This window comes from Klebsiella sp. SYXHC3, from assembly GCF_057196925.1.
Window position 1 is genome coordinate 1 of sequence record NZ_JBXUNG010000016.1, and the last position, 15,786, is coordinate 15,786.

7 protein-coding genes and 1 pseudogene are annotated in these 15,786 nt (G+C 58.4%); 4 read left to right on the forward strand and 4 right to left on the reverse strand.

Features of this window, described 5'->3' with window-relative positions; all coding sequences use genetic code 11:
- Positions 1 to 6,803, reverse strand: a 6,803-nt coding sequence (locus AC2CGP_RS23365; protein ID WP_484502459.1) for a two-partner secretion domain-containing protein, incomplete at its 3' end; no start/stop codon positions are given.
- Positions 6,804 to 6,890: 87 nt separating this feature from the next.
- Positions 6,891 to 8,573, reverse strand: a complete 1,683-nt coding sequence (locus AC2CGP_RS23370; RefSeq protein ID WP_048230067.1) for a ShlB/FhaC/HecB family hemolysin secretion/activation protein — start codon at positions 8,571 to 8,573, stop codon at positions 6,891 to 6,893.
- A gap of 501 nt (positions 8,574 to 9,074) precedes the next feature.
- On the opposite strand from AC2CGP_RS23370, the gene AC2CGP_RS23375 reads away from it, so the two are divergent.
- The 3 genes from AC2CGP_RS23375 to yjiA all read left to right on the forward strand — a co-directional run bounded on the left by AC2CGP_RS23375 (position 9,075) and on the right by yjiA (position 12,506).
- Complete coding sequence (locus tag AC2CGP_RS23375; RefSeq protein WP_015368441.1) at positions 9,075 to 11,225, forward strand: carbon starvation CstA family protein; 2,151 nt, start codon at positions 9,075 to 9,077, stop codon at positions 11,223 to 11,225.
- Between the two features lie 109 nt (positions 11,226 to 11,334).
- Positions 11,335 to 11,538, forward strand: a complete 204-nt coding sequence (locus AC2CGP_RS23380; protein ID WP_002887451.1) for a YbdD/YjiX family protein — start codon at positions 11,335 to 11,337, stop codon at positions 11,536 to 11,538.
- An 11-nt stretch (positions 11,539 to 11,549) separates the two neighbouring features.
- Positions 11,550 to 12,506 (forward strand): GTPase, encoded by a 957-nt coding sequence (gene yjiA, locus AC2CGP_RS23385; protein WP_047063736.1) that lies wholly within the window; start codon positions 11,550 to 11,552, stop codon positions 12,504 to 12,506.
- A gap of 57 nt (positions 12,507 to 12,563) precedes the next feature.
- Here yjiA and AC2CGP_RS23390 read toward each other — a convergent pair whose 3' ends face one another.
- On the reverse strand, positions 12,564 to 13,934 hold the full coding sequence (locus AC2CGP_RS23390) for an NAD-dependent succinate-semialdehyde dehydrogenase (protein ID WP_484502460.1): 1,371 nt from the start codon (positions 13,932 to 13,934) through the stop codon (positions 12,564 to 12,566).
- A 166-nt stretch (positions 13,935 to 14,100) separates the two neighbouring features.
- Positions 14,101 to 14,439, reverse strand: a pseudogene (locus AC2CGP_RS23395) (Rpn family recombination-promoting nuclease/putative transposase); the annotation flags it as partial.
- A 54-nt stretch (positions 14,440 to 14,493) separates the two neighbouring features.
- Here AC2CGP_RS23395 and AC2CGP_RS23400 point away from each other — a divergent pair.
- Positions 14,494 to 15,786, forward strand: coding sequence for a DUF445 domain-containing protein (locus tag AC2CGP_RS23400; protein ID WP_205460347.1), 1,293 nt, complete (start codon positions 14,494 to 14,496; stop codon positions 15,784 to 15,786).

The window sequence follows — 15,786 nt, forward strand, 5'->3', positions numbered from 1 at the left end:
TCGCCGCTCACCGCGCCTGCCGCTCCCGCCAGCGCGCTGTTATTTCCCGATGCCGCCGCTATCGCTCCCCACACCGCATGCGCCATCGCATTGGCTTCCACATTCACCTTACCCGTCGCGCTGTCCGTCGTCTGGCTGTGAATGATTTCCGCTACATACGGACTCACTGCGCCACTCGCCGCCTGCGCCAGGTTGCCGCCCGCCAGACCCTGCATCGCCGCCGTTACCGCCTGCGCCACCTTCTGGTACTTTCCGCCCGTATCGTAGTCCGCCGTCGCCGTCCGGCTCACCTGCGCGCTGATTTGCTCCTCGCTCGGGCTGGCATTCCCTCCCGCTACAAGCTTCGCCCGCGCCGCTGCCCGCGCCGCCGGGTCGCTCTGCGCCGCCTGCGCGTTCAGCTTGCCCTGCGTCACCAGCACATCACTCACCTGGCGCCCGATTTCACCTATCTTCTGCGCCGTCGCCAGCCGGTTCTGCTCTTTCTCCTTATCAAATATCGGACTCAGCGTCTGGTTCGCATGCGCCGTATCCCGGCTTAACCCCGTCACGTCCTGCTGCTGATTCGCGCCGTCGCGGATAACGATACTGCCCTCGCTCACCGCCGCCCGCGTCAGCGAACTGTCGCTGCCGCTGCCGTTTGCCCCCATCAGCAGTCCACTGGCCGCATTCCCGAGAAACTGCCCCGCCACGCTACCGCTCGTGCTCACTCCCGCGCTCTGCTGCTCCACGCTGTACTCGGCATAGTTTTTAATATCCCGGAAACCCAGCGTCCCGGTATCCAGCCGGTTCAGCTCCGCCGCCGCCGTGCTCGCCAGCACGCTGCCGTTCAGCTGCGTATGCCCGCCCACCTTCACATCAAAACCGCCCTCGCCGGCAAAAATCCCCGTCTGCGCCTCCACCGACGCCCAGGTGCTGTGCATTTTGCTCTGGCTCAGGTTAAGAGAACCCGAACCACCGCCCATGCTGCCGCTCGCCCCCACGCTGCCGCTACGCTGCTTCGAATCGTAGTTATCGCTGTCCTGCTCGCTGCTCAGCGTCAGGTTACGCCCGACGTCCATTGTCACCTGATGACCGCTCACCTGCGCCCCGGTCAGCGTCGTATCGCGACCGCTGACAATAGTCACCCGCTCCCCGGCGCTGAGGGTCGTTTCGTTATGCGTCAGGCTGTTGCCCTTCTCGTGGCCCTTCGCGGCGTTGGCGCTGGCGCTGACCGTCAGCCCGTTCGCGCCCTGCCCGAAGTTAATACCGACGCCAAACGAACTCCCATGGCTCTCGTTTTTACCGCTCAGGGTGCTGGCGTTCTCCGCAGAGAATAAATTCACATCGCGCGCGGCATTGAGCAACGCGCTGCCGCCGGCCTGCAGCTGGCTGCCCTCAACGTTGATATCCGTCTCCGTGGCGATAATGCTGAGATTGTTGCCGGCCATCAGGCTGCTGCCGCGGCTGGTGTTCTGCGTTTGTCGCTGAGTGGATTTCGAGGACTGGCTACCCCAGGAAAGGTTGATCCCTATCATGCTCTCCGGACTGGAATCCGCAGTCTGCATCTGCGATGCCTGATACGCCTGTACGCCCGATAATGCCGACTGCAGCCCGCTCAGCGCGGCGAGACGGCCATTGCTCTCGGTGCTGGCCTGGTTGGCGCTGGAAACCGCGGTATTAATGGCGCTGCCCACCATCCCGGATAACGCCAGCGTCAGGCCGCTGGTTTTCTGCTCCACGGTATGGGTCTGGGTGCTCTGGTTTTCCGCTGCCAGAATATTCACGGTTTTACCGGTCAACGCCATATTGTTGCCGGCCACCAGGTCAGATCCCTGAACTGTCAATACATTACCGGCGCTCAGGCTCAAGTTGCCCTGTGAGCTTCCGACGGTACTGGCGGCGCTACTCAACGCCGTCGTCACATCGGTGGCTTTCAGCGACGAACTGCCGACGCTGAAGCCAACACCGCCGGTGCCGGAAAAGCCGCTATGTTTCTCTTTACGTAGATGGTTTTCCTGGCGACTTTCCTCGGCGGTGGTGATGTTCAGGTTACGCCCCGCCACAAGGTTGACGTCCTGGGTGCCGGCAACACTGCTGCCGGACACCAGCAGGTCGCGCCCGGCCTGCATCACAATACTGTCACCGCTAAAATTGCTGCCGATGGCGTTCTGCGCCCACACTTCATCGTGAGTGGTGAGCGAGCGGCGAGCCAGCAGGCCGCTGCTGCTTTGATGGCTGTTTTCCGTCAGGTGCCATGAGGACTCGCCGCTGCTGAGGTTAATATCATTGCCGGCGGCAACCGTCAGGCTGCTGGTCGCCGTCACGCTGGCGGCGCGGGCATTCATATCGTGGCCGGCGGACAGCGCCACCGCGCCGCCGTTAATTTGCGTGCCGAGATCGCTACGCTGGGTCAAGGAACGATCGTTGCCTTTCCCCCAGTTTCCGCTTTCGCTATGGGTGGTGGCGAGCGTCTGCAGATTGAGATCGTTGCCGGCGATAATCTGCGTCTGGCTGCCAGCCGCGCTGTTACTCACCATGCTTGCCGTCAGATTAATGTTATGTAACGCCTGCAGCCCCAGTTGGCCGTTTTCATTCTGGACATAAATCCCCGCGGGCCGATCGAGGCTGATGTTACCCGGGCCGCCGCCGAGGGTGCTGGCGCTGTTGATATCACGCCCGGCTTGCGCGATCAGGCTATCGCCGCCCTGCAGCGTTCCGCCAATATTGTTGATATCAGTACGCGCGTTTAGCGTGAGCTGGTTGCCGCCGATATAGCCGCTGTTATGAATGTTTTCCGCGGTTAGCTGCGTCACGCCGCGGCTTTGGATGTGCCCGCTGTTGGTCACATCACGGCTCACGCTGAACGCCACGTTTTCACCGCCGAGCAACGCGCCGCTGCCATCGAGATCGCCCGCTTTAACCCGCGCGTAAACCTGCGGCACCAGCACCTGCTGCACGGAGCCATCCGTTAGCGTGACCTCTCTGGCGACCAGCCAGACCATATCGCTGGTCAGCAGCGCCATCTGCGCTGGCGTCAGCGCCACCCCGACCATCAGGTTGTACTGTTTGGCGAAGGCGACGCCCGCGTCCATCAGCGCCCGGTACTGCTCTTCATCGTTACTGTAGCCCTGCAGGTAGCGCCCGCCGCTCAGCTTAACGATCTGCTCACGCACCAGCCGCTGTTCGTAATAGCCGTCGCCAAGCCGCTTCATCGCCTGATCAACGCCCAGCTGATTTTGCATGTAGTCGCTGGCGAGCCACGCTTTACCGTTGGTAAAACGCGGATCGGTTTCCACCAGATAGCCTGCTTTAGCCTGCGGATCGATCTGATACAGACTGCTGACAGGAAGCCGGGTATCCGGCGTGACGACGCGAATAACCGTTCCGTCAGCGTTAACCGGCGTCACTTCCACCAGTCGTCCGGCGGGTATTTCGCCTGTTTCATCGGCGCGATCGCGCGGATTAATCACACCGCTATGGCCATCAATTTGGGTATTGCCCTGCCACTTCATGGTTTGCAAATCGATGGTCTGAACCGTCGGCGTCGGTTCATATTCACTGCTTTTTTTCCCCTGGCTGGTTTTGGTGCCGCCAAACGGGCGGCTGGTCTTTTTCTCATACCAACGGGTCTGGGTGCCGACGTCGGTGGTCACCCGTTTGCCGGTCGTGGCGACGTTGTTTAGTTCGCCAATCACGCCACCGAGCGCTCCTCCGGCGATAATCTGGCTATCGTAGTTATTCAGCTTATCGCTGTTGATGATGAGCTGGCCGCCGGAGAGGATTTTGCCAGGATCGCTTTCCACCACCTGCGTTTCCACAACGGTACGCTGGTACTGGTATTCATAGAACTCATCGCCGCGGCTTCCGTCCGGCATGATGGCGTCGTGAACGCCGTATTTGTTTTTATAGCTGGTATCGACCAGCGACCAGTCGAAGCGCTGTACCGATCCTTTCAGCGCCGCTTCATGGCGCCATGACTGCTCGACCATCACATCTTTCGTCACCAGATGGTCGTTGTAGTTATTGATTTGTTGGATATCGAGCGCCATATCACCGGCGGACTCAAGCGTTGCGCTGTGGTTATTAAACACTCCCGCCCGGCCGCTGAGCGAACCGTCTTCGGCAAGCTGGCCGCCAATGGCGAGCGTACCGTCGCTGTAGATTAGCGCGTGATCCTGGTTATTGAGCGTGCCGACGCCCATTGCCAGCGATGCCCGTGCGGCAATCGTCGCCGCCACGCCGTTCTCCGCGGCGTTAGTCAGCGTTGCCGCCTGCAGCGCGACGGCGTCGCCGTACAGGCGCCCGCTGCCGATATTGGTTAACGTCGTGGCGACAATATGGGTTAAACCACCGTCAATCAGCCCCCGGTTGACCAACTCGCCGTTGACCGTCAAATGGTTCTCGCCAGCGCTGATTTCACCTTCCTGACGGTTATCCAGCTTCGCCGCATAGAGATTGAGCGCCCGGCCGGCGCTGATAACCCCCTGATTAATCAGCCCCAGCCCGGAAAGATTCCACTGTAGGTTGCCGTTGGCGATGACCCTCCCGGCGTTATGAAACGCCTGACGCAACGTGAGCGACATATCGCCCTGAGAGAGCACCTCGCCATCGCCGCTGAGGGAATCGGCATCGAGGCTAAGTTTGCTCGCGGCAAGTAACGTCCCGCCCGTATTAGCCAGCGCCAGGTTGACGCCTGCTATTTCCAGAGCGGCGGCGGAGACAATCTGCCCCTGCCGGTTATCCAGCCCCCGGTTGTGGATGGTAATATTGAGATTACCGCCGGACTGCAGTTCTCCCTGCCGGTTATCAACGGTGGCGCTCTGAATACCCAGGGCATCAAAGGCGGTAATTGTGCCCTGCTGGTTATCCAGCAAACCGCTCGTCGTCAGGTTGACGCGGCCCCGCTGCGCCGTGCCTACCTGCCCGTGACGATTAGTAAGATTTTCAGCCTGGAGTTGGATATCGCCGCTGGCGATGATTTTCCCCTGCGAGTTATCCACCCCATGGCGCGCAGTGAGCTGAATGTCGCCCTGCGCCGCGCTGATTTTTCCGCCATGGTTGGTCAGATTGTCGGCGTCAAGCTTGATATTGCCATTTGCGGCAATAGTGCCTTCGCCGTTGTCCAGCGCGCCTTCGCTGGTAATAGACATGCCGCCGCTGCCGGTATGCAGCAGCGTTCCGTTTTGATTGAGCAACTGGCTGGTGCTGAGCGTCAAAGCATGGCTGTTGCTGGCAATCTCACCGCCGCGGTTATCCAATCCCGTGCGAAAATCAAGGCGTAGATCGTCCTCGCCCGTCTGCTGGATTACGCCCTGTTGGTTATCCAGCGCCATTGCTTTCAGCTCAAGCTGGCTGGCCGTCAACAGGCCACTGTGGTTGTTGAGTTTGCCGCTGGCGGCCAACTGGAGTTTTTCGCTGGCCGCCACCACCGCATCTTGGGTGGTGATATCCCCGGTCGCGGCGCTGACCACGATCCGCGCCCCCGAGGTTCGACTGTTATCAAGATCCACCGTCCTGCCCTGCGCCGTCAGCGTTCCTGCCGCCATATTGCGGCCATTCAGCGCCAGCGAGCTCTGGCTATTCAGCGTCAGCGCGCCGCTGCTGGCGGTAGAACCATCGCTATTTAATCCGGCGGCGAGCGTACTGTTTTGCGCGCTACGCAAAGCGTTGGCGGCAATCCGCGTATCGCCTTGCGCGGCGATCATGCCGTCATTGGTTAGCGTCGCGCTGGCCGTCACCACGCTATCTTTTCCGGCGTACAGCTGCCCCTGGCTGTGAAGATCGCCCTTAACGGACAGTTGCAGATTCTGCGCGGACTGAATCACGCCGCTGTTGCTGAGCGCGCCATCAGCGCTGATTGCTACATCCCCCGCCGCCGCGCCGATATTGCCGGCATTGTGAACGCCTACGCCGCGCTCGGTACCGACAAGACGAATTTTATGGGCGTACATCCCGCCCAGGGCGCTGACGTCTATCGCCACCGCAGGCAGCGCACTGCCGTCGGCTGATTTTGCCGTCGTTCGGCTGTGCGCCGCATCGATCTGATTACGCCCTGCGGTGACCTTTAGCTCCTGCGCCCAAACCCCGGCGTTGATTTTCACCGCGCGGGCGAGCAGGTCTGTGCTGTCTACCGAGCTCGCATCAAGGCCGCCGCCCTGTACGATAATTTCGCCGCGATTGACATCATAACCGCTAATCTGCCCGTTACCGTACTGCACCTGGCCTGTCGTCAGCGTCGCGCGGTTGGCATTGATGAACCCGCAGCCGTCGCAGCTAATTCCGGCAGGGTTAGCGATAACCACCTGCGCTTTTTGTCCGGCAACCTCGATATAGCCATTCAGCCGGCTCGGATCGCGGGTATTCACCTCGTTGAGGATCACTCTGGCTTCCCCTTTCGCCAGATTCGGGTTGCCGGCGACCATCCCGGCCAGTTGGGTTGAAGTGTTAGCGTGGCTGTTATTCAGCACCACGCCGCGCCCATCGACATCAAACTGGCTGTAGACGTTGCGTGAAACGCCTGCGCCGCTCGGTGTCTGAATATTGACCTGCGGCGTGCCATTGGCGCTATTGGCGATCTGCGGTTGCTGGCCGCCGGGCGCATGGTTATCGGCGACAATCGCCGCCTGAGCCGGAGTGAGACAGGAAAAAGCAAGCAGAAAGCTAAAGGCCAGCGGCACCAGGGTGGACGTCAGCGTCGACCCGGTTCGCGCGTCGGCGCCGGATTGCGGCGACACGCCCGCCCGATGAGAGCGGGTCGTTTCCGCCACCACCATCAGCATCCCGCGAGCCTTATTAAATACGATTCGATAAAAGCGTTTATTCATTGCCGTTACTCGTCATCCGTTGTCCACCGCGGCGCGGAAGATCGTCCATGTGCGCAGCACGCGCCGCCGGGCGGCGCGTGAGTAAAGTCAGTAGTTCCAGCTGACGCTGAAACCAAAAGTCGCCGGGTCGGTTTTAAAGCCATCGGGTTTGGCTAAAGGGATACCGGCGAACAGGTCGTAGCTGGCGCGCTGGTACTGGCCGCGCAGCCCTGCCACGCCCCCGGCGAGGTGTTTGCCCACCAGCGTTTCACTGCCTGCGCCGCCGACTTCGCCGTAATCCGCCCCCAGATAAAACTCCTGCCCCGGCAACGGAGTCGACCAGGCGATATCGTTACGTACGTACCAGCCGTGACTGGCGGTCAGGGTGCGCTCGCCGTCAAAGCCGCGTACCGTCCAGCGGTTGCCGATGGAAAACATATCCGGCGAAGTCAGCGGCGTGCTGCTCATCTGCCGCTGATAGCGGCTGGTAAAGCGAAAATTTTGCCCGCCCAGGGCAAAAGGCAAATTGAGCTGAGCATTGAATTGCAGGATTTTGCTGAGGGCGGTTGCTTCTCCCCACTGCTCTTCCGGCGCGGGCTGAGCGCCAAACCAGCGGGTACCGCGCTGATAGCTCGCTCCGGCATCGAGAGTGGCGTTGCCCAGGTAATGGCGATGCTGCAGACCAAGCTTCCAGGCCGCCGTCTGCCGCCGCTGAACGGCAATCTCGGTGTCGTTAATGAAGTTGCGCTGCTCGCGGGCTAACACATCGGCGCTAAGCGTGGTCTTCTGACTACCGCTACGGTGCAGTACGCGGCTCATCTGGAAATCAACGTTCTTGCTTTTACCGCTGTACTGGTAATCGCCGTTGGCCCCCGCCACGGTTTGCACGTAATCGTACTGGCTGGCGGTTAATCCGAGCTGCCAGTAGCCCAGCGGGATCGAATAGTGGCCGGTCAGGTTCTTTGAGGATTTACCGCCGTTGCCATCGAGGTTATGTGAGCCGGAAAGGTAAAAAAGATCGCTTAAGGCTAGCGGGTTATCCAGTGATAGCGTCAGGTTACCCTGATAGCGGCCGGTGGCATTAGAGCCGGAATCATCGAGCGAGGCGTCAACGCGCCAGAAGCGTTCCTGTCGGCGGTTAATAACAATATCGCTTTGCCCCGGCGTTTCGCCCGGAACAATTTCCATGCTGGCCTGTACCGTCGGCAGGCGCTGCAAGTTTTCCAGCCCCTGTTCAATATCGCGCAGATCCAGTAGTTTCCCGTCAGTCGCCGGAAACGCGCTCGCCAGCCACAGATAATCATCGCTGTCCTCCGTAAGTCTGGCTTCACGGATATAACCCGGCATCACCACCAGGCGCAAAACACCGCTTTTTAAATCCTGCTGCGGGGCAAGGATCCGGCTGGTGATATAACCGCGATCGATTAATATATTCTGCAACTGGGCCATCAATAGATTAATGCCCTTCCCTCCCAGACAACGCCCAATCGCTTTATTTGTCTGGCGCTGGAGCGGAAGCCAATGCGGTAAGGCTTCAGCGCCCTGCAAAATAACCTGAGAAATAGCAAAGCAAGGTTGTTCCACGGGAAATAAACCATCATCGACATTTATTTCTTCCGCTGATAAATGAATATCCGGTGACGGAGGCGCGAGCTGACTTTCCAAGGCTTGCTGGCGCTGCTGCTGGTTGATGAACTGCTGCTCACGTTCGGTATCCCCAGGCGCGGCGTATCCCCACACTGGCAGCGCAGAGATAATAAAAACCTTATGAATTAAACTCCATTTATTCATTATTATTAAAGCCAAAGCCATCCATGTTGGATACAACGAAAAGTTATAACCTTTAAATACATTCAAACGTGTATAAATATCAACTCATATTAACAAGGCAATCACCGCAAAAATAATTCAGCGGGAATTTCATCAATGGCAGGCTATTTTCATCGGATCAGTGAATATATTTCAGTAACCGATGTAAAGTGTGAAGTCATTATGAAATGAGAAAAATGAGTTTAAATTGATATATTCTGACGCAGGTATGCCTCGCGACACACGACAATACCCCGTGATCTCAATCACATATTTCCCTCTTGCTCACTTCATAGCCAACCGCTTACCCCGGCTAGCGACCGCTTAACCCCGCATATAACCACTCACCGATTTACCCAACTTTACGCGCGCGGCGTTCTGGCAAGATCGGAGGCAGCCTAGCTAATCAATACCTCCACCAACCCAAACACAAAACCAGACGGCTTCGGCCAATTATTAATCTAATTAACGCCAGGTTTTACTATGGATACCAAAAAACTACTCAAGCACATACCCTGGGTGATTCTCGGAATCATCGGGGCATTTTGCCTCTCAGTCGTCGCGTTGCGCCGCGGTGAGCACGTCAGTGCCCTGTGGATCGTCGTCGCGTCGGTTTCCGTGTACCTCGTCGCCTACCGTTATTACAGCCTGTATATCGCGCAGAAGGTGATGAAGCTTGACCCAACGCGCGCGACGCCGGCGGTCATTAATAACGATGGCCTGAACTACGTGCCGACCAACCGCTACGTGCTGTTTGGCCACCACTTCGCCGCCATTGCCGGGGCCGGCCCGCTGGTTGGCCCGGTACTGGCCGCGCAGATGGGTTATCTGCCGGGCACCCTCTGGCTGCTGGCCGGTGTGGTGCTGGCGGGCGCGGTACAGGACTTCATGGTGCTGTTTATCTCCTCGCGGCGTAACGGCGCTTCGCTGGGCGAGATGATTAAACAGGAAATGGGGCCGGTACCGGGTTCTATCGCCCTGTTCGGCTGCTTCCTGATTATGATCATCATCCTCGCGGTACTGGCGCTCATCGTGGTGAAAGCGCTGGCGGAAAGCCCGTGGGGCGTCTTTACCGTCTGTTCGACGGTGCCTATCGCGCTGTTTATGGGTATCTACATGCGCTTCCTGCGTCCAGGGCGCGTGGGTGAAGTCTCGGTGATCGGTATCGTGCTGCTGGTGGCATCTATCTGGTTCGGCGGCATCATTGCCCACGACCCGTACTGGGGCCCGGCGTTGACCTTTAAAGATACCACTATCACCTTTACCCTGATTGGCTACGCGTTCATTTCCGCGCTGCTGCCGGTATGGCTGATTCTGGCGCCGCGCGACTATCTGGCCACCTTCCTGAAAATCGGCGTGATCGTCGGCCTGGCGCTGGGGATTGTTATCCTTAACCCGGACCTGAAAATGCCGGCAGTGACCCAGTACATTGATGGTACCGGCCCGCTGTGGAAAGGCGCGCTGTTCCCGTTCCTGTTTATTACCATCGCCTGCGGCGCGGTCTCCGGCTTCCACGCGCTGATCGCCTCCGGCACCACGCCGAAGCTGCTGGCCAACGAGACCGACGCCCGCTTTATCGGCTACGGCGCGATGCTGATGGAATCCTTTGTTGCAGTCATGGCGCTGGTTGCGGCCTCGATTATCGAACCGGGCCTCTACTTCGCGATGAACACCCCGCCGGCAGGCCTTGGCATCGTCATGCCAAACCTGCATGAAATGGGCGGTGAAAACGCGGCGATGATCGCAGCGCAGTTGAAAGAAGTCACCGTCCACGCGGCGGCGACCGTCAGCTCCTGGGGCTTCGTGATTTCACCTGAGCAGATCCTGCAGACGGCGAAAGATATCGGCGAACCTTCAGTCCTGAACCGCGCCGGCGGCGCGCCGACGCTGGCCGTCGGTATCGCCCATGTGTTCCATAAAATCATCCCGATGGCGGATATGGGCTTCTGGTACCACTTCGGTATCCTGTTTGAAGCGCTGTTTATCCTCACCGCGCTGGATGCGGGTACCCGCGCAGGCCGCTTTATGCTGCAGGATCTGCTGGGTAACTTCGTGCCGTTCCTGAAAAAAACCGACTCGCTGGTCGCCGGTATTATCGGTACCGCCGGCTGCGTCGGGCTGTGGGGCTACCTGCTGTATCAGGGCGTGGTCGACCCGCTGGGCGGCGTGAAGAGCCTGTGGCCGTTGTTCGGTATCTCTAACCAGATGCTGGCCGCGGTGGCGCTGGTGCTTGGCACCGTCGTGCTGGTCAAGATGCAGCGCACCAAATATATCTGGGTCACCGTTATCCCGGCTGCGTGGCTGCTGCTGTGTACCACCTGGGCGCTGGGCCTGAAGCTGTTCAGCAGCAACCCGCAGATGGAAGGCTTCTTCTTTATGGCTCAGCAGTATAAAGAGAAGATTGCCGCCGGCGGCGAGCTGACCGCACAGCAGATCGCCAACATGAACCATATCGTGGTCAACAACTACACCAACGCCGGCCTGAGCATTCTGTTCCTGGTGGTGGTGTATAGCATCATCTTCTACGGCATCAAAACCTGGCTCAATGTCCGCAACAATAAGGTGCGTACCGATAAAGAGACTCCGTACGTGCCGGTACCGGAAGGCGGCGTGAAGACCTCGTCACATCATTAATCCTGATGCCGGATAGCGCTACGCTTATCCGGCCTACAAAAAGCACATTAACGTAGGCCGGATAAGGCGCGAGTCGCCATCCGGCTTTATTCGTTATCTGGAACTTACAATGTTTGGTAACTTAGGTCAGGCAAAAAAATATCTCGGTCAGGCGGCGAAAATGCTGATCGGCATTCCGGATTACGACAACTACGTCACCCATATGCAAACCAACCATCCGGATCAGCCGTACATGACTTATGAAGAATTCTTCCGCGAACGCCAGCAGGCCCGCTACGGCGGCGACGGCAAAGGCGGCGTACGCTGCTGTTAATGGAGGCAATAATGGCACCGATTGCAGTCACCCTATTAACCGGTTTTCTCGGCGCAGGAAAAACCACCCTGTTGCGCCACATCCTTAATGAGCAGCACGGTTTCAAAATCGCCGTGATTGAAAATGAATTTGGCGAAGTTGCCGTTGACGATCAATTGATCGGCGACCGCGCCACGCAGATTAAAACCCTGACCAACGGCTGTATTTGCTGCACGCGCTCCAACGAACTGGAAGATGCCCTGCTCGATCTGCTCGACAGCCGCGATCGCGGCGAGATTGCCTTCGACCGACTGGTGATTGAATGCACCGGCATGGCCGACCCGGGGCCGATTATTCAGACCTTTTTCTCCCACGAGGTGCTCTGCGAACGCTATCTGCTGGACGGCGTGATTGCCCTGGTCGACGCCGTCCATGCCGACCAGCAGATGGATCAGTTTACCATTGCCCAGTCGCAGGTCGGCTACGCGGACCGGATTCTGTTAACCAAAACCGATGTCGCCGGCGACACCGAAAAGCTGCGTGAACGGCTGACGCGCATTAACGCGCGGGCGCCGATTTATACCGTCATCCACGGCGATATCGATTTAAGCCAGCTCTTTAATACCAGCGGTTTTATGCTGGAAGAGAAGGTTGTCAGCGCCACACCGCGCTTTCATTTTGTGGCAGAAAAACAGAACGACGTCTCGTCGATTGTGGTCGAGCTCGACTATCCGGTGGATATCAGTGAAGTTTCACGGGTGATGGAAAACCTGCTGCTCTCCTTCGCCGAACAACTGATGCGCTATAAAGGCATGCTGTGGATCGACGGCGAGCCAAATCGCCTGCTGTTCCAGGGCGTGCAGCGCCTCTACAGCGCCGACTGGGATCGCCCGTGGGGCGATGAAACGCCGCACAGCACGCTGGTGTTTATCGGCATTCAACTGCCGGAAGAAGAAATCCGCGCCGCGTTTGCCGGGCTCCGTAAATAGCCGCCGCAAGGAAGAATCCCTCCCCCGATGGGAGAGGGATTCTTCATGATGGATGGTTTAGCGGCGAACGACCACCAGCTTCTGATTCACAAACTCTTTGATACCGAGGTCGGAAAGCTCACGGCCAAAGCCGGAGCGCTTCACGCCGCCAAAAGGCAGCTCCGGCGCGGTATCCGTTAACCAGTTGATATAGACCATGCCGGTTTCAATCCCCGAGGCCATACGCTTCGCCCGCTCAATGTCCTGACTAAACACCGCGCCGCCCAGGCCGTAGTGAGAGTCGTTGGCGAGCGCAATCGCCTCATCATCGTCTTTCACCACGTATATCTGCGCCACCGGGCCAAAGAACTCTTCGAAGTACGCCGGGTTCTCACGGGTAATTCCCGTCAGAATGGTGGGTTCGTAGAAATTACCTTCGCCGGAAACCGGCTTGCCGCCGAGGTGTAATTTGGCGCCATACTTCACCGCCTCATCTACCTGTTTACTTAAGGTTTCCAGCGCCTCTTTCGACGAGAGCGGGCCAAGGGTGGTGCTTTCATCGAGCGGATCGCCGATCTTCACCTGGCGGAAGGCATCGCTAAACTTGCTCAGGAACGACTCGGCGATTTTTTCATGCAGAATGAAGCGTTTAGCGGCGGTGCAAACCTGCCCGGCGTTGTTCAGCCGCGCCTGTACGCCTATTTTCACCGCGCGTTCCAGAGCGGCATCGTCGAGTACCACAAACACATCGTTGCCGCCCAGCTCCAGCGTCGCTTTCTTAATATGTTTCGCCGCCTGCGATGCCACGATCCCCCCTGCTTTTTCCGAGCCGGTCAGCGCCACCCCCTGCACCCGATCGTCAGCGATGATTTTCGCCACCTGATCCTGGGAGATAAACAGGTTGGTCCACGCCCCTTCCGGCGCGCCAGCCTCGCGCACCAGATGCGCGAAGGTCTCGGCGCATTGCGGAACGATGCTGGCATGTTTAGCAATAACCGGATTACCGGCCGCCAGATTTGGCGCCAGCACGCGCATTAACTGGTAATAGGGGAAGTTCCACGGCTCCACCGCCATTAAGACGCCGATGGGATGGTGTTCAACCCAGGCTTCGCCAAGGTCGGAGGGATACTTCACCGGCGCCAGGAACCGTTCGGCGTTGTCGGCATAATAGCGGGCGATCTGCGCGCAGAGTTTGACCTCGCCGCGGCTCTGTTTAATGAGCTTGCCCATCTCCTGGCTGGCGATTTTCGCCAGCTCCTCCGTCCGGCTGTCGATAAGGTCGGCAAGCTTATGCAGCACCGGCAGACGCTGCGCAATATCGCCTTTCGCCCACGCAGAATGATAAAGCGCATCTGCCTTCTGCAGCGCTGCCTCCACGTCCGCATCGCTGTGTGCGGGGTAGCTCTTAATTAGCTGGTTATTCGCAGGATTCACTGTCTGATAAGCCATATCGCATGTCTCCTTGTTATCGCTATTAACGCAGTCAAAAATGCCGCTAAGGATATTAAGGGTAGTCGAGATGGCTGACGATGCGGGTAAAGTTAGGTATATCCGGAATATTCCATGAGAATGGATAGCAAGGGCGCCTTGAGGGCGCCCCGGCATAACGGCTTTATCAATGTGGTAACGTGGCTATCTCTTCGGCAGCCAGACCGGTGATCTTCAGTACGGTTTCAGGTGCAATACCGTCGGCAAGCATCATCCTCGCAATTCGCTGCGCCTCGGCGTGCTGCCCTTCTTGCCATCCTTCAAGCCGCCCTTCACGTTTGCCTTTTCTGCGGCCAACTTCCTGTAATCTTTCGGCGATGGTCATCAATCTCTCCCTATGCTGAGGAACCCGATGCGCGACTTCGCGAATAAACCGGCCGAAGCGGCGCACGTTGCCAGTTTGCAGCAAATAATTAAATAACGTTTTTAGCTGCCTGTCATTAGCGTAACCGCTAAGTAAAATTGACCCGCGCGTACAGGAAGTTGTGCCGATTTTTGCATGACCTCGCCGTCAGGTTATATGCTTAACCCTATGGAAAAACTCGCTGAATTAAAACGCGCCAAACTGCTGGCGCTGTCGCTGCTGCTGATTGCGGCGGCGCTGTTTATCACTACGCTGCTGCTACCGCCGACGCCGTGGGTCAGCGCGCTGAAGGCTATTTCCGAAGCGGCGATGGTCGGGGCGCTGGCCGACTGGTTTGCGGTGGTGGCCCTGTTTCGCCGAATTCCGCTGCCGTTTGTCGCCCGCCATACGGCGATCATCCCGCGCAATAAAGACCGTATCGCCGATAATCTTGGCCATTTCGTGCAGGAGAAGTTTCTTGATACTCCCTCACTGGTGGCGCTGATCCGCCGCTACGAACCGGCCTTGATGCTCGGTAACTGGTTTAGCCAGCCCGAAAACGCCCGCCGTGTGGGCCAACATCTGCTACAGGTGATGAGCGGTTTTCTCGAGCTCACCGATGATACCCGTATTCAGCGTCTGCTGCGGCGCGCGGTGCACAAGGCTATCGATAAGGTCGACCTGACGCAGACCAGCGCCATGATGCTGGAGGGGCTAACCCGCGACAACCGTCATCAAAAGCTGTTGGATTCACTAATAAGCCAACTGATCGCCCTGCTACAGCGCGACAGCTCACGCGCCTTTATCGCCCGTGGTATCGTGCACTGGCTGGAGACCGAACACCCGCTGAAGGCCAAACTGTTACCCACCGAGTGGCTTGGCGAGCACAGCGCCGAAATGGTCACCGACGCGGTAAATACGCTGCTCGATGAGGTCACTCAGGACCGCAGCCACCAGATTCGCCAGGCCTTTGACCGCGCGGCGCAGAAGCTTATCGACAATCTGAAATCCGATCCGCAAATGGCGCAAAAAGCCGATAGCATCAAAGCGTATCTGAAAAACGATGAGACCTTTAATCGCTATCTCGGCGAGGTGTGGGCGGATCTGCGCGGCTGGGTGAAAAACGATATCAGCAGTGACGATTCGCGCATCAAGCAGCGGATCGCCGAGGCTGGTCAGTGGTTCGGCGAAACGCTGGTGCGCGACGACGCGCTGCGTGAATCGCTGAATGAGCATCTGGAGCAGGCGGCGCATCGGGTCGCGCCGGAATTTGCCGCCTTCCTGACTCGCCATATCAGCGATACGGTCAAAAGCTGGGACGCGCGCGATATGTCGCGACAGATCGAGCTCAACATCGGCAAGGATCTGCAGTTTATTCGCATCAACGGCACGCTGGTCGGCGGCACTATCGGCCTCGGCCTGTGGCTGTTATCGCAAATTCCGGCGCTGCTGCATCTGCATATTGGCTGA